Source organism: Pedobacter sp. SYP-B3415, assembly GCF_004138205.1.
In the GTDB taxonomy this organism is placed as follows: domain Bacteria; phylum Bacteroidota; class Bacteroidia; order Sphingobacteriales; family Sphingobacteriaceae; genus Pedobacter.
Genome location: NZ_RXNQ01000018.1, coordinates 1 through 16,103, shown reverse-complemented (window position 1 = coordinate 16,103; position 16,103 = coordinate 1). Strand labels below are relative to the sequence as shown.

Genomic DNA, 16,103 nt, shown 5'->3' with positions numbered 1-16,103 from the left:
AATCCATAACTGGGGACTGGCATTCTCGCAATTATACATTAAATTTGGTGACAGAATTCTTCAGGAGAACAGAGGCTTCTGAGAGGCGTTAATTTAGAACTGACACAGTTCGCGTTACACTCCCTCAACCTTATTCAGGGATGTACACGCACCGGTCTTTCTTCATTATTCTTTTTTCTTTAATCTCAATGAGTGGTTCTGCGCCCAGGTCCTGACTCATGATTCATGGTTCGTGGTTCGGCTAACGGCCATTGAGGGGGTTAGGCGCGCAGACTTACAACTTAATACCTACAACTTAAAACTTCACTGATTCGTGGTTCGTGGCTCAGTCTTTTCTCCTTTTTCTTTTATCTCATTTTAGTCTCCTCCGCCCCCAAACAAAAAAAGGGACCCTCATCAGGTCCCTCTTTATCATGTACTCCCCGGGGGAGTTGTCTGGCTGGATTACATCATGCCGCCCATGCCGCCGCCCATTGGAGGCATAGCTGGTGCTGAACCACCTTCTTCAGGCTCGTCAGCAAGCACACACTCTGTGGTAAGCAACATCGCCGCGATAGAAGCAGCATTCTCAAGCGCCACGCGCGACACTTTAGTCGGATCAATAACGCCCGCGCCGATCAGGTTTTCGTAACGGTCTGCACGTGCATTGTAACCAAAGTCTGCAGAACCTTCTTTTACTTTCTGAACAACGATCGAACCTTCGATACCTGCGTTCTCGCAGATCTGACGCAATGGCTCTTCAACCGCACGTTTAATGATCGCAATACCGGTTGTCTCATCGTCGTTATCACCTTTAACGCCTTCAAGCGCTGCAATGGCGCGGATGAACGCAACACCACCACCTGCAACGATACCTTCTTCAACCGCTGCACGGGTTGCATGAAGTGCGTCGTCTACGCGGTCTTTTTTCTCTTTCATTTCAACCTCAGTTGCTGCACCTACGTACAATACGGCTACACCGCCTGCAAGTTTGGCCAGACGCTCCTGAAGTTTTTCTTTATCATAATCAGATGTAGTGGTTTCGATCTGAGCTTTGATCTGGTTAACGCGTGCTTTAATGTCATCTGCGTTACCTGCACCATTGATGATAGTTGTATTGTCTTTGTCAACAACAACTTTCTCTGCAGTACCCAGGTAAGAAAGATCAGCATTTTCAAGCTTATAACCTCTCTCTTCAGAAATAACGGTACCGCCGGTCAGGATGGCGATATCCTCAAGCATCGCTTTTCTGCGGTCGCCAAAACCTGGCGCTTTAACAGCAGCAACTTTCAGTGAACCACGGATTTTGTTTACAACAAGCGTAGCCAATGCCTCGCCGTCAAGATCTTCTGCAATGATCAGAAGTGGCTTGCCGGTTTGAACTTGTTTTTCAAGTACAGGAAGCAGCTCTTTCATGTTGCTGATCTTTTTATCATAGATCAGGATGTAAGGGCTTTCCAGCTCCGCTTCCATTTTGTCTGCGTTGGTAACAAAATATGGCGACAGGTAACCGCGGTCAAACTGCATACCTTCTACAGTCTTAACTTCAGTTTCTGTTCCTTTTGCTTCTTCAACAGTGATCACGCCGTCTTTACCAACTTTACCCATCGCTTCAGCGATCAGTGAGCCGATCACTTCGTCGTTGTTTGCAGAAATTGAAGCAACCTGTTTGATTTTGTTGTTGTCTTCACCCACAGTTTGCGACTGCGATTTCAGGTTTTCAACGATTGTGCTAACCGCTTTGTCGATACCGCGTTTAAGGTCCATCGGGTTTGCACCTGCAGCTACGTTTTTCACACCTGCAGTAACGATAGCCTGTGCAAGAACGGTAGCAGTAGTTGTACCGTCACCGGCAATATCAGCAGTTTTAGACGCTACTTCTTTAACCATCTGCGCGCCCATGTTCTCAAGAGCATCTTTCAGTTCGATCTCTTTTGCAACTGTAACACCGTCTTTAGTGATTGCCGGCGAACCGAATTTTTTATCAATGATTACGTTACGGCCTTTTGGTCCGAGTGTAACTTTTACTGCGTTTGCTAAAATATCCACGCCTCTTTTCAGGGCGTCACGTGCTTCGACGTTATATTTTACTTGTTTTGCCATTTTCTGGTTATTGAAATTTTATGTTGTTAATAGAAGGACGGGGCCTTCGGGGGTCGTTGTCTAAATATGCTGTTCTTACAGGATTGCGTACAGATCGCCTTCGCGCATGATCAGGTACTCTTTTCCTTCATAGGTAATTTCAGTGCCGCCATATTTTCCGTAGATCACTTGGTCGCCAACTTGTACAGTTGTAGGCTCGTCTTTTTTACCAGGGCCTACGGCAACGACAGTTCCTTGCTGAGGTTTCTCTTTCGCGGTGTCAGGAATATAAATACCTGATGCTGTTTTCTCTTCTGCAGGGGCAGCTTCAACCACTACTCTGTCTCCGATGGGTTTAATGTTTATTGCCATAATTCTTGTTAAATTTTATGTTTAAGTGATTTGCTAAAATGCTCGCTTTGGCACATCAGTTTCTATGCCAAGGGGTTTCCAGCGACAAAATTTCACTTTTACCGCTGTCAATTCGATTTCGCGGCGTGTCAGACTGACAGTTAAGTCACAGATGCATACTGCCTGACATGCTAATCAAATGCCTGCGCGTTTTTCCCGGGCGGCCGGCTTACGATCAATACAGCAAAACGTAAATAAAAAACGGGCGACCATCCGGGCGCCCGTTTATCAGGGTTTCTCTGACTACTGAAGTTTATCCAGCGGGGGAACGTTATTTTCATACCCAGAATACCCCTTATTCTGGTTGATGCGACCATCGGGATTGAGCCGTTGTGCTGCCGCCGGTACCGGCCAGAGCACATGATATGGAGCGATCCTGAAATTAACCCCCTGTAAAGTCGGAACCTGGTTGCGGTAAAAGTCGTTCTTTTCGATAATGCGGTCGTAGAAGAAGTTGTTATCCGAGAAATTTGCCAGGTTATACGTTTTGCCATTGTATGCGGCTTTGCCGGTCAGCGCAAAGATATAGGCCATGCGCGTCAGCTCGGTTTTACGCGGTTCTTCCCAGTAAAGCTCGCGGGCGCGCTCATCGAGAATTGTTCCGATTGTAACGGCCGCCGGGTCGGTAAGCGGTTGCGCGTTTGCTCGCGCCCTGACAACGTTGATGTCTGCCATGGCGGCCTGCAGGTTGCCTTTCCAGTATTGTGCCTCGGCACGCAGCAGGTAGGTTTCGGCCAGGCGGAACACATACCAGTCGGTGTTTGTTCCGCGGGGCGGTGTCCAGTACGGGTCATTCGCCAGTGCATTGGTAGAGTTGATAAAGACCTTGTAGTGGGGCCAGCCAAACCAGTGGCGAATGGTATCAAGGGCACCATTTGTAAAGCGGGCGCCGACATTACTGCTGTTATATTCGACCAGAGGTTTGCCGTAGAGTGCACGATCATTGGCATTCGATGAATTCTTCAGCGCCGGATTGTTGTACACCAGGTCGGTCATTTCCATCCACATACCTTTTGCGTGTCGGTAGTCGGTATTATCGGTCCAGATGTACTTGGTGCTGTATGGCGTCCCGCGGTAGCGGCCAATACCCCGGCCGTACATGCGGGTAAGCGGAATTTCAGCGGTAACCGCATCTGTAATCGCCGTAGCGCCTGAAGGCGTTTTCACATTCGCAAAGTGCCAGGCGGGAACCGTGTTACGCATCACCTGCGAGCCATTGGCCGTAAAGCCGCTGGGCAGCGTTTCCCGGTCAATGACCAGGTACAGCGTTTCTTTGTTTGCTGAAATCGCTTTATTGTCCATCCGGTGCATGTCCCACACCACGTTTTTCGTCGCATCACCTGCCGTACTTCCAAACCGGGCGGTCATCATGGCATATTTTCCCCCGTTTATTACCGCATTCGCGGATGCCAGTGCATCATCAAATTTTCCGAGGGCGAGATTCACCTTGGTAAGCAGGTGGTCCACCCCGCCCTTGGTTGCCTCGCCGCGGTTGCCGCCATCGGTTACCCACTTGCTTGCGAACTCCAGGTCTTCTTTCATCTTCTGCAGAATGACCTCGCGTTTGGTAGAATAAAAGTCTGTCCGCGGACCGTCCAGATCTTTCAGCAGCAGCGGCACATCGCCAAACTGGTGAACCAGGCGGTAGTAATGATAGGCCCGGAAAAAATAAGCCGCGCCAAGGATGGCATTTTTTTCCGCATCAGAGGCGTAGATTGGCTTATCAATATTGGTGATGACCGTGTTGGCCAGTCGCACGCCGCGAAACTCCCCGTCCCAATACCAGCCGATTTTATTGGTGTCGTCGCTGTTCAGGTTTGCATCCGGAGTAATCCTGGTAATCAAATCCTGAGCAGGCGTACTTTTATCTGTCGTGCCTTCAACAGCAACGTCAGAAAATACAGATTCGGTAAGCAGAGGAGCAGAATCGCCAAAGAACTCGCCGCGCAGGCTCTGCGCACAGGCGGCAAGGGCAGCACGCATGGCGGCCACATTATTGAGCGATGTTTCGGGGGCGTACTGCGACAGCTGCTCAGAGTCGAGAAAACTCTTTTTACAGCCTGAGGCGGCAAGCAGCGCCATAGAAGCGAAAATTATGCTGAATTTTTTTGTGTAAGTATTCATATTTCTGACACGGTTACAATGAAATATTTAAACCAAAGGTTGTGTAGCGGGGCGTCGGACCATCGTTCTGCGGATCCCAGTAATCCCACTCGGGCGCGTAAACAGCGGCATTGTTCATGTTTGCGTAGATCTTTGCGCTTTTAAGCTTCAGCCTGGTTACGAGCGACTGCGGCAGGCTGTATGAAAGGGCGATGGTATTTAGCCGGATAAATGAGTTATCGCGCCAGACACCAAAATTTGTTCCGCTCAGCCCCGAGTTCAGACGGGCAAAGTCATTCACCGGATTACCCGGTGTCCAGTAGTCTATCACATATGAGTTCATACGCGCCATACCCACACTGCCCGGCTGATTTTTGGCCTGATCGAAACGTTTTTTCTGTCCCCAGTTAGACAGGAGCTGGAATGAGAAGTCAAAGTTTTTAAAGATGTTGAACTCATTCCGCATCGCCCAGGTAAATCGCGGTGTGCGGAAACCGAGGAACTGCTTATCCACATCTCCGTACACATAGTTTCCGTCTACATCAGCCAGACGGAAATCGCCCGCCTTGATGCCTTTGTTGAATTTGTTGAACTCTGCAGCATCACCCTGCTGCCAGGCACCCAGGATGTCATAATCCCAGATAATATCGATGTCTTTTCCATAAAACCAGCCGTTTCCGGTGTCATCATTTGCCGTGGCCAGCTTGTCGATGCGGTTGCGGTTGAGCGAGAAAACCACATTGGTGTTCCATTTAATATTTCCGCTGGTCAGGTTGCGTGAATTCAGTGTCAGCTCAAAACCCCGGTTGCTAACCTGGGCCAGGTTCGAATACACGCTTGTATATCCGCTAACGGTGGTAAGCGTCTGCGATACCAGGAGGTCATCTGTCTTTTTCACATAACTTTCCAGCGCACCGCTGATCCGGTCGTTTAATACCGCGAAATCAAGACCCAGGTTGTAAGACTCTGTCTGCTCCCATTTCAGGTCGGGGTTGGGCATGCGGTTGCCGATGCTTGCAGTCGGCACTTCAGAAGGGATACCATTTGCATTCGTGTACTGGTATTTTCCGATCGACAATTGCGTCAATGCTGCGTACGGATCGACCGTTCCGTTGTCCGGATTACGCAGGTCGCGGTTTCCGTTTATACCGTAAGAAACGCGTAGTTTCAGATAGTTCACCCAGCCGATCTTTTTCATGAACGATTCTTCGCTCAGTGTCCAGGCCAGGGCAGCTGCCGGGAAGTTTGCACGTTTTGAGTTGATACCAAAAACCGAGTACCCATCGCGCCGGACAGAAGCTGTCAGCGCATATTTGCCCATCAGGCTGTAGTTGATCCTGGCCATCAGCGCATCGCCGGTGTAGACTTTATCTTCGCTGTTTACGGTTGACTTCGCGCCGTTTCCGCTGGCCAGGTTATGATAACTCAGCAGATCTGCGGGCGAAAAACCTTCGGCATAAGCCTGGGTCCACCAGGTCTGGTATTTCTCGGCATTGGCAAGCAGTGTTACGTCAATATTGTGGATCTTCGCAATGGTACGGTTCCATTTCAACAGGTTATCAATCTGCCAGTTATAGCGCGTTTCCTGAGCGCGGGTTGCCGAGCCGCCCGGCGTAACCACGTTGGGGTTTCTTGACGAGTTATAATTGAACACACGGTAAGAATCTAGCCCCGGACTGAAGTTAAACTGATACGTGATACCAAAAGGCAGCTGCGCTTTTGCGTACAAACTGCCGAAAAGCGTGTTCTGCTTGTCCATGCGCTCGTTGTAAGTCGGATTCAGGAAGGGATTCCTGGCATTCAGTCCATTGTCATCAGTTGGAATGCGGCGCAGCGTCCCATTCGGATTATACATATCGCCGAACGGTGAAAGGTTTACAAGCTGACCCCAGTCTGCTTCAATTGCACCTTCATCGCGGGCAGCAAACTGCATGTTTAAACCAACGGTCAGGAACTTGGCAGCCTTGGCCTCGAGATTTACGCGACCTCTGAATGTGCTGAACTGCCCGCCTTCGATCAGGTTTTCGTTTTTCTGATAGCCGAGCGACATATAATAATTGACTTCATTTTTACCGCCGGATAAACTCAGCGTATGGTCCTGCCGCAAACCGGTGCGAAAGATTTCATCAAACCAGTTCACGGTATTCCCCGCCAGGTAGTTTGCCTTTTCGTTGGCAACCAGGCCCAGGCGGTTCAGCCAGAGGTCTACCGGGTCGCCGGTTTGTCCGTTCAGCCACTGCGTTAAGGAAACGTTGGCCGGCAGGTTGCGCGGGTCGGCATACAGGAACTCAGGTGTTACAGCTCCGCTGCGCATCACGTCAGCGCGCCAGTTCAGAAAACCCTCAGGACCATAAACCTCCTGACGCCTGGCCAGCTGCGCAAAGCCGAAGTTTGTATTGGCGGTTATGGTAGGCGAATCGCCGCGTCCTTTTTTTGTGGTGATGGCCACAACCCCGGTAGCCGCCTTAGCGCCATAGACGGCGAGTGAACTGGCGTCTTTCAGTACGTCGACCGATTCGATATCATTTGGATTGATGTCTGATAACTGTCCGACATAGATGATCCCGTCCAGTACGATCAGCGGTGATGTACCTGCACTAAGGGTGGTTTTTCCACGCACGAGCAGGTCGCCCCCGCCTTTGGCCGATGTATTCAGGCCAACGCTCATACCGGCAATGTTTCCACGCAGAATGTCTGATACGCTTTGCGGATTTTCATTTTCCAGGCGCGTGGCGCGGATGCTTGAAACGGCACCTGTTACGTCTTTTTTCTGGGCAGTTCCATACCCGATAACCACAACGTCTGTCAGCTCCTGGTTGGAACCTTTAAGCGTAATGTTCAGCTCGCTGCGTGAAGCCGTTTGCTGTTCGGTGGTCTCATAGCCGACGGCGCTGAATACCAGCGTTGCATTCCCCGAAACGGCAATGGCATACGCTCCGCCGGCATCTGTAGACACCCCCCTGTCGGTGCCCTTGACCCGAACGGATACCCCGGGAATGTTTTCTCCCTTCGAATCTTTTACTGTGCCACGAACTGTTCTGTCCTGCCCCATGGACGACAGCGTGGCAAATAGCAATACACATAGAAAAGTAAATGCTCTTCTCATACTTGGTCTGTTTTTTCCGGTTCATGCTGCGGTGGTGCAGGCAACCGGAAAGGTTTGAAATTTGGTTTGAATTAAATTGGTTGAGTGCGTCCGTGCAGCGGCGAACCTGGTTCGCCGATTGCCGTTAATTTTGGTCGATTGTTTATTTGGTTGTTGTTGGTTGTCAACGTAAATCTATCAGCTTTTTCCATTCAATGCCAAATAAATTTTCCCATAAATACCTCATAATTAACGCGTTATGCGTATTTTGATACGCTTCGATAACCAATATGAAACGCCTTAACTGACTGATTGTGTGGCAAAAAAAGAAACGCAGCAAAAATTTTTGATACGCTTGAAACATTTTTAAGTTTTAACATCGTTTCCATGCGAAATGGAACGGTTTCAGGATCGATCACAGCCTTCCGACCGCTCATACACGAAAAGGAGTGAAAACGATTTCATTGGGCAAGGGTTCATTCCAGTCCGAAATTCCCCCACGGGTCATTCAGAGCGTAGCGAAGAATCTGATTATGGATCCCGAGTCAGATCCTTCCGCCGCTCCGCTCTGTCTGGATGACCCGTGCAGGGGAGCCACGAGCCATGAATCATGAGTCAGGACCTGGGCGCAGAGCCCCCCAATGAGACTAAAGAAAAAAGAATAGTGAAGAAAGACCGGTGCGCAGAGCCCCTCAATGGCCGTTAGCCGAATCATGAGTCAGGACCATGGTGCCTAACCCCTCGATAGCCCTAACCGGCAGAGGGGTTTTGCGCCACGTCTAAATACGAACTACCAATACCTATATACTATTGCAGCCCTGTCTCAAGACTCATATCTCATATCTCAAATCTTACCAAAATCCCTTGGCTTCATTCCAGTCCGAGATTCCCCCACGGGTCATTCAGAGCGTAGCGAAGAATCTAACAATGGATTCAGAGTCAGATCCTTCCGGCGCTCCGCTCAGTCTGGATGACTTGAAGGGGAACCACGAATCATGAGTCAGGACCTGGGCGCATAACCCCTCAGCCGCCAAGGGCCACTGCCTTCCCCCAACGCCGTCATCCCGAAGCGCGTTTACGGAATCCCTTTTTTCCGGGAACGCAACGGCGAGGGATCCCCTGCGACGAAGCGGTACCGGCCGTTCCCCGGAAGAGACTAAGGAAAAAAGAACCTATTGAGTTGAAAGTAAAAAGGATCCCGAGTCAGATCCTTCCGCCGCTCCGCTCTGTCTCGATGACCCGTGCAGGGGAGCCACGAACCATGAATCATGAGTCAGGACCTGCGCGCAGAGCCCCCCAATGAGACTAAAGAAAAAAGAATAGTGAAGAAAGACCGGTGCGCAGAGCCCCTCAATGGCCGATAGCCGAACCATGAATCATGAGTCAGGACCATGGTGCCTAACCCCTCGATAGCCCTAACCGGCAGAGGGGTTTTGCGCCACGTCTAAATACGAACTACCAATACCTATATACTATTGCCTGTCTCAAGACTCAAATCTCATATCTCAAATCTCACTAAAATCCCTTGGCTTCATTCCAGTCCGAGATTCCCCCACGGGTCATTCAGAGCGTCGCGAAGAATCTAACAATGGATCCAGAGTCAGATCCTTCCGCCGCTCCGCTCTGTCTGGATGACCCGTGAGGAGAACCAAGAGCCATGAATCATGAGTCAGGACCACTGCTGCCTAATCCCTCAAACGCCCTATCCGGCTGAGGGGTTAGGCACCCTGTCTAAATACTAAATACGAATATCCATATACTATTCCAGGACTCAAATCTCATATCTCACATCTAACAATCGCGCCCTGTCTAAATACGAACTACTACTACCTATATACTCTTAAAAATCTCTGCCGTACAAACAAAAAACCCGGTCCTTCTGGGAACCGGGTTCTGTGCTGTGCGTGGTGCACACTTATTTTTTCGTTGTATCTTTTGATGCTGCCGGCGGAGGTGGCGTTGCCGTTCCGCTTCCGGTGCCGCCGCCAATCGGCGATGGATTCGGCATGTTATTGATCTGCTCCTGAAGTTCTGAATCAACGCTGCCCGATGTACCGCTTGTTTTCGCAATCGTGGTGATTGCCAGTGTCAGCACAACGATCAGGGTTAACAATACCCATGATCCTTTTTCAAGCACATCGCCGGTACGCTGTACACCGAACATGTTGCTGCTTCCTGCTCCTGTAGCAAGTCCGCCGCCCTTCGGGTTCTGAATTAAGATGAACAGCGCCAGGGCTACACATACGATGATCAGTAAAATAATCAAAAAGGTCATTTTTATTTCTTTTAAATTTTCTTCTCTATAGATTGGATAAGGTCGGCAAAGTAACGGCTTTTTTCCGGATATTTCAAACTTAATTTTTTATAAGTATCTATGGCCTTGTGATAAAGCATCTGCTCGATGTAGATCTTTGCAAGCGTTTCCGTAACGAGGTCATATTGGTCTTCAGCGCTCTTTTTTGCCTTGTTTTCGGTGTCGATCTTCTCCGGCTCGGGCGCATTGATCTGCGGCTGCTGCCTGATAAACCGGTCGATCAGATCAGCTTCCTTTTTCTGCCGCGACTCGACATCCGCATCCGAAACCAGATCTTCGGCCTCAAACGGTGTCTGGATATGAAATATATGCTCCACATACTGTTGCTGCAGACCTGTATATGCCGCCGCCGCCGGCTCGCCCGTTCTCTTCACCGGATTGGCATAGGGCCTGAACGACTCGTATTCCTTCCGTGTTTTTGCCAGCCACCATAAAAAGGTATACGGCAGCGCATCATCGTGGTATTTGCTTACCCGGCCCTCATCGTCGGCTGCGGTCTCCAAAGGCTGTTCCCGGTCTTCATCGGCAGGGCCGGTTGTTGCCGGGAAACGGGCATCAAATGCAAAGAAGTCGAAAGAAGCTACACTTTCATGAATCGGTGCCGCCTGCGGTTGCGCGCTTTCGGCCGGATCGCTAAGGGTTTCGGCTTGTCCGGCCTGCTGCGTGGCCGTGCGCCGGGCCTGTTCCCTTTCAGAAACCGGGTTATCCGGAACATCTTCAGGGGCCAGGTTTTCAATATTCAGCACCGGACCAGATACCGGTACCAGTGGCAGTGTCTGCAGTTCTGAGATCTCTTCATAAACCTCATCTTCGGCCTCATCAGCTACGCTATTGTCTGGTTCGGCAGCCGGGAGATCCGCCGCAGGCGCAGCTGTTTCAAAAACAGATGGTGCGCTGTACACATCGGCAATTTCCTCAAATGCCGGCTCCTCTTCTTCTTCTGCTGCTGCTACGTAATTTTTACTGAACGCAAATCGCTTGAACTCGAGCTCTTCAGGGTGCTGCAGCGCGGTATACACAAGATGACCGTGGTTAAATAGTGCAGCGCGTGTTTTTGACCGCTGTGCTTCAAGCGGGTCGGCAGCGTTGTCTTTCAAAGCAATGGCCAGCAGCACATACAGCGGCTGAAAGAACGGATAGGCCTGAACCGCATCGCGCAGCAGCTCCGCATCACTTGCGGTAACCCTCTGCGGATTGTTCAGCAGGTCTTTCAATTCCGTATGCATATCGTACTGGCGCTCCACCGGGCTAAGTTACAAAAATCGGCTTACCACTGGGCGAAGGCCCGGTTAAAAATATCCTCGGTAAGCATTCTGTTTACGTCGACATTCAGCTGCGGCGGCGCCGTGGCCAGGCCCGATTGCGGAAAGTCTTTGAAACGGGTAAACGACTCTTCAAAACTCAGCTTTTCGTTCAGGTTGTTGGTGTATTTAACCGAAACGGTGATAGACAGGCGGTTGGCACCTGCTGTTGGCTGCTTGTTGTCGCCAATGGCGGTCGGTGCAATGCTGTAGCCGGTAATGCGGCCTTCAAAAACAGCATCCGCCTCGCCCTGCGTAATGGCCAGACGGGTCTGGTTACGGATACGGCTCTTCAACTCCTCGGTAAAAGACTGCGCCAGGTCGGCAACAACCAGGGGTGCATTGTTTTCAAAGAATCGCACGTTGATCGATTTCATTTCAGGGGGAATCGACGCACCGTTAAATGTGATCTTGCAGCCGGCGAAACAAAACAGCGTCAGCAGCAGCAGGGTATTCAATAAATACTTTTTCATCTGATATCATTTCCGCCGGAGGCAGAATTTCTAAGTAAGATTAAGTTCCTTGATCTTGCGGTACAGCGTCCGTTCAGAAATACCGAGCTCCTTCGCTGCGAACTTACGTTTGCCTTTGTGTTTTTTCAGGGCCTTTTTGATCAGGTCAGACTCCTTGTCTACCAGCGATAATGACTCCTCAACCTCTTCTGCATCGTCAGAAAAATGATACTCGGGCTGGTTCTGAACCGGGGCCTGGATGGTAAATCCCTGCTCGGGAATAGCCGGGAGATCCACATCGCGGTACAATTGGTTGATGTAGTGCGGATTATCTGCCATAACATGCGAGGTATTGCCGCCATGCTGAATAATATCTGCAACCAGCTTCTTTAACTCGACCATGTCCTTTTTCATATCAAAAAGCACCTTGTACAGGATATCACGTTCGGTAAAATCTTCCTTCGCATTCTGGCTCATCGGCACCGGCAGATTGCTGCCGGCTTCGTTCGGAATATAGTTCAGCAGCGCCTGGGCGTTCACATCGCGGTTTTTCTCAAGCACGCAAACCTGCTCGGCAATGTTTTTCAGCTGCCGCACGTTGCCCGGCCAGCTGTAATTGCTCAGTAGCTGGATCGCATCCGGTTCGAGCTGTATCCCCGGACTGCGGTACTTATCGCTGAAATCTGCAGAAAACTTGCGGAACAGCAGGTAAATGTCATCCTTACGGTCTTTCAGTGAAGGAATGCGAAGCGGCACCGTATTTAACCGGTAGTAAAGGTCTTCACGGAACCGGCCATTTTTTACGCTGTTATATACATCTACATTGGTGGCAGCCACAACGCGCACGTTTGTTTTCTGCACTTTTGATGAACCCACGCGGATGTATTCGCCCGTTTCGAGCACACGCAGCAGCCTGGCCTGGGTACCGAGGGGTAGTTCGGCAACCTCGTCAAGAAAGATCGTTCCGCCGTTTACCACCTCAAAATAACCCTTGCGGGCCTCATGTGCGCCGGTAAAGGAACCTTTTTCATGTCCGAAAAGCTCTGAGTCTATCGTTCCTTCAGGAATGGCGCCGCAGTTTACGGCAATAAACGGTCCGTGTTTGCGGCTGCTCAGCTGGTGAATGATGTGCGAGAAAACCTCTTTCCCGCTACCGCTTTCGCCCGTAATCAGCACCGACATATCTGTGGGTGCCACCTGGCTTGCTATATCGATGGCGCGGTTCAGCAGTGGCGAATTGCCGATAATGCCGAAGCGCTGTTTAATGTTTTGCGTATCCATGTACGAAAGGATCTTTATCCCGGCTTTACGCCGGACGGTTAAATGCTTTTTCCGATCAGCGTAGCAGTGGTGCAACGCTCTACCAGGATATCTGCATAGGTACCCGGTTTCAGATGTGGTTCAACAGGAAATACCACCATCGCGTTCTGGTCGCTGCGGCCGCAGTAATCCTGTTCAGATTTGCGCGAAAATCCTTCGATCAGCACACGAACAATCTTGCCCACCATTTTCTGAAGCTGGTAATGCGAATGCTCGCGCTGCTTGTCCATAATCTCAGACAGCCTTCTTTTCTTCACCTCTTCAGGAATGTCGTCTTCCAGCTTTCTGGCGGCAAGCGTGCCCGGGCGTTCTGAATAGATGAAGTTGTATGCGAAATCGTATTTCACATAATCCATCATACTCAGCGTTTCCTGGTGTTCCGCTTCCGTTTCGCTGCAGAACCCGGTTATGATATCGGTAGAAATACCGCAGTCAGGGAGAATACGCCTGATGGCATCAACCCGGTTCATGTACCACTCGCGGTCGTAGGTACGGTTCATCAGCTCAAGGATCCGGCTGTTGCCCGATTGTACCGGCAAGTGAATGTATTTACAGATGTTGGTGTGGCGGCCCATGGTATGGAGCACCTCATCGGTAATATCTTTAGGGTGTGAGGTGGAAAAGCGGATACGGAGTTCCGGACTGATCAGCGCAACCATTTCCAGCAGCTGTGCAAAATTTACCCGGTCGATATCTGTAGCAGCCGCTTCTTCGCCCTTTGCAGACCATTTATATGAATCCACGTTCTGGCCCAGCAGCGTTACTTCCTTGTAGCCCCTGTCGAACAAATCGCGCGCTTCGGCAACGATCGAAAAGGGATCACGGCTGCGCTCGCGTCCGCGGGTAAATGGCACCACGCAGAAAGAACACATGTTGTCGCAGCCGCGCATAATGGAAATGAACGCTGTAATGCCGTTTGAGTTGAGCCGAACGGGATTGATATCCGCATACGTTTCCTCGCGGGATAACAACACGTTGACAGCTTTCGCCCCCTCGTCCACCCGCCCGATCAGCTGTGGCAGATCGCGGTAGGCATCAGGCCCGACCACCACGTCTACAAGGTGTTCCTCTTCGAGGAATTTGGCCTTAAGCCGCTCGGCCATACAGCCCAGCACGCCGACAACCATACCCGGTTTGCTTTTCTTAACGGATTCAAATTGTTTCAGACGGTTGCGAACACGCTGCTCGGCATTATCGCGAATGGAGCAGGTGTTGATAAACACAACATCGGCATCAAAATAATTGCCCGTGGTTTCGAAACCCTGGTCCATCAGAATGGATGCAACAATCTCACTGTCTGCAAAATTCATCTGGCAGCCATAACTTTCGATATACAGTTTGCGCCCGTTTGTCGTCTTCGGTTTGTCCACTACCAGTGCTTCGCCCTGGCGGCTTTCATCGTGTTTCTTATCCTGTAACTGCAGTTCGATCATGTAAGCATATTTGGGTCCCAAAAATACGAAAATATTTATCAAATGACAATTTGTCAGGATAATGTATAATGTTTGAGAGCAAGGAAAAAGAACCCAATGAGTTGAAAGTGGAAAGTTGAAAGTTCAAAGAGCTGGGCGCCGAACCCCTCAGTGAGACTAAAGAAAAAAGAAAAATGAGGAAAGACCACGGCGCCTAACCCCTCAATGGCCGCTGATTGAACCATGAATCATGAGTCAGGACCTGGCCGCCTAACCCCTCAGTGAGACTAAAGAAAAAAGAAAAATGAGGAAAGACCACGGCGCCTAACCCCTCAATGGCCGCTGGTTGAACCACGAACCATGAATCATGGGTCAGGACCTGGGCGCAGAGCCCCTCAGTGAGACTAAAGAAAAAAGAACTCATTGAGTTGAAAGTGAAAAGTTGAAAGTTCAAAGCCTCAGGGCCTAACCCTCAAAAGCCCTAATTGGCCGAGGGGCTTTTTGCGCCACGTCTAAATACGAACTACGAATACCTAAATACTATCATGTCATGACTCAAATCTCATATCTCGAATCTCAAGAAATCCCTCGGCTTCATTCCAGACCACGAACCCACCACGGGTCATTCAGAGCGTAGCGAAGAATCTAACAATGGATCCCGAGTCAGATCCTTCCGCCGCTCCGCTCTGTCTGGATGACTTCAAGGGGAACCAGGAACCATGAATCATGAGCCAGGACCTGGGCGCCTAACCCCTCAGTGAGACTAAAGAAAAAAGAAAAATGAGGAAAGACCACGGCGCCTAACCCCGCACCGTAATACCCCCCTCTGGTCATTCAGAGCGTAGCGAAGAATCTAACAATGGATCCCGAGTCAGATCCTTCCGCCGCTCCGCTCTGTCTGGATGACTTCAAGGGGAACCAAGAACCATGAATCATGAGCCAGGACCTGGGCGCAGAACCCCTCAATGAGACTAAAGAAAAAAGAAAAATGAGGAAAGACCTGGGCGCAGAACCCCACACCGTCATCCCCCCTCTGGTCATTCAGAGCGTAGCGAAGAATCTAACAATGGATCCCGAGTTAGATCCTTCCGCCGCTCCGCTCTGTCTGGATGACCCGTGAGGGGGGCTCTTGAATGGCGGCCGAGGGATTTTGCGCCCTGTCTCAGGACTCAAATCTCATATCTCGCATCTTTAGCAATTGCGCCACGTCTAAATACGAACTACAAATACCTAAATACTATCATGTCATGACTCAAATCTCATATCTCGAATCTCAAGAAATCCCTTGGCTTCATTCCAGACCACGACCCCACCACGGGTCATTCAGAGCGTAGCGAAGAATCTAACAACGGATCCCGAGTCAGATCCTTCCGCCGCTCCGCTCTGTCTGGATGACCCGTGAGGGGAACCAAGAACCATGAATCAGGGAAGTTGTAAGTTGTAGGTATTAAGTTGTAAGTCTGGGCGCAGAACCCCTCAATGAGACCAAAGAAAAAAGAACAAGGAAGAAAGACCACGGCGTGTACATCCCTGAATAAGGTTGACCGTTTTAGTGATTCTTTTGATTGTTAAAAATAGTTAAGACAGGCCTGTTTTCCAAGCTTAATAATTCCCATCTTTCCTGAAAGCGAACTGGGCTTATCA

The 16,103-nt window shown here is 50.2% G+C and carries 9 protein-coding genes; all 9 read right to left on the bottom strand.

The window, feature by feature from the left end; all coding sequences use genetic code 11:
• Nucleotides 1-444: 444 nt before the first annotated feature.
• The 9 genes from groL to miaB all read right to left on the bottom strand — a co-directional run bounded on the left by groL (nt 445) and on the right by miaB (nt 14,480).
• A complete protein-coding gene (groL, locus tag EJV45_RS08620; protein WP_129715275.1) occupies nt 445-2,082 on the bottom strand; it encodes a chaperonin GroEL in 1,638 nt (545 codons plus the stop codon).
• Between the two features lie 75 nt (nt 2,083-2,157).
• Nucleotides 2,158-2,433: a co-chaperone GroES gene (gene groES / locus EJV45_RS08615; protein WP_129715274.1), complete on the bottom strand. Its 276-nt coding sequence runs from the start codon at nt 2,431-2,433 to the stop codon at nt 2,158-2,160.
• A gap of 282 nt (nt 2,434-2,715) precedes the next feature.
• Nucleotides 2,716-4,596 carry a RagB/SusD family nutrient uptake outer membrane protein gene (locus tag EJV45_RS08610; protein ID WP_129715273.1) on the bottom strand — a complete coding sequence of 627 codons (1,881 nt, stop codon included), beginning with the start codon at nt 4,594-4,596 and terminating at the stop codon, nt 2,716-2,718.
• Between the two features lie 13 nt (nt 4,597-4,609).
• Entirely contained in the window at nt 4,610-7,681 is a 3,072-nt protein-coding gene (locus tag EJV45_RS08605; RefSeq protein WP_129715272.1) for a SusC/RagA family TonB-linked outer membrane protein, read from the bottom strand.
• A 1,894-nt stretch (nt 7,682-9,575) separates the two neighbouring features.
• Complete coding sequence (gene secG, locus EJV45_RS08600) at nt 9,576-9,935, bottom strand: preprotein translocase subunit SecG (RefSeq protein WP_129715271.1); 360 nt, start codon at nt 9,933-9,935, stop codon at nt 9,576-9,578.
• Nucleotides 9,936-9,946: 11 nt separating this feature from the next.
• A complete protein-coding gene (locus tag EJV45_RS08595; RefSeq protein ID WP_129715270.1) occupies nt 9,947-11,218 on the bottom strand; it encodes a hypothetical protein in 1,272 nt (423 codons plus the stop codon).
• A gap of 23 nt (nt 11,219-11,241) precedes the next feature.
• Nucleotides 11,242-11,748, bottom strand: a complete 507-nt coding sequence (locus tag EJV45_RS08590) for an LptE family protein (protein ID WP_129715269.1) — start codon at nt 11,746-11,748, stop codon at nt 11,242-11,244.
• 30 nt (nt 11,749-11,778) lie between these two features.
• On the bottom strand, nt 11,779-13,008 hold the full coding sequence (locus EJV45_RS08585) for a sigma-54-dependent Fis family transcriptional regulator (RefSeq protein WP_129715268.1): 1,230 nt from the start codon (nt 13,006-13,008) through the stop codon (nt 11,779-11,781).
• Between the two features lie 38 nt (nt 13,009-13,046).
• Nucleotides 13,047-14,480, bottom strand: a complete 1,434-nt coding sequence (miaB, locus tag EJV45_RS08580; RefSeq protein WP_129715267.1) for a tRNA (N6-isopentenyl adenosine(37)-C2)-methylthiotransferase MiaB — start codon at nt 14,478-14,480, stop codon at nt 13,047-13,049.
• Nucleotides 14,481-16,103 lie beyond the last annotated feature (1,623 nt).

Excerpts from the sequence above, each read along its gene's own strand:
- groL (WP_129715275.1), bottom strand. The coding sequence starts at position 2,082 with ATGGCAAAACAAGTAAAATATAACGTCGAAGCACGTGACGCCCTGAAA.
- groES (WP_129715274.1), bottom strand. The coding sequence starts at position 2,433 with ATGGCAATAAACATTAAACCCATCGGAGACAGAGTAGTGGTTGAAGCT.
- EJV45_RS08610 (WP_129715273.1), bottom strand. The coding sequence starts at position 4,596 with ATGAATACTTACACAAAAAAATTCAGCATAATTTTCGCTTCTATGGCG.
- EJV45_RS08605 (WP_129715272.1), bottom strand. The coding sequence starts at position 7,681 with ATGAGAAGAGCATTTACTTTTCTATGTGTATTGCTATTTGCCACGCTG.
- secG (WP_129715271.1), bottom strand. The coding sequence starts at position 9,935 with ATGACCTTTTTGATTATTTTACTGATCATCGTATGTGTAGCCCTGGCG.
- EJV45_RS08590 (WP_129715269.1), bottom strand. The coding sequence starts at position 11,748 with ATGAAAAAGTATTTATTGAATACCCTGCTGCTGCTGACGCTGTTTTGT.
- EJV45_RS08585 (WP_129715268.1), bottom strand. The coding sequence starts at position 13,008 with ATGGATACGCAAAACATTAAACAGCGCTTCGGCATTATCGGCAATTCG.
- miaB (WP_129715267.1), bottom strand. The coding sequence starts at position 14,480 with ATGATCGAACTGCAGTTACAGGATAAGAAACACGATGAAAGCCGCCAG.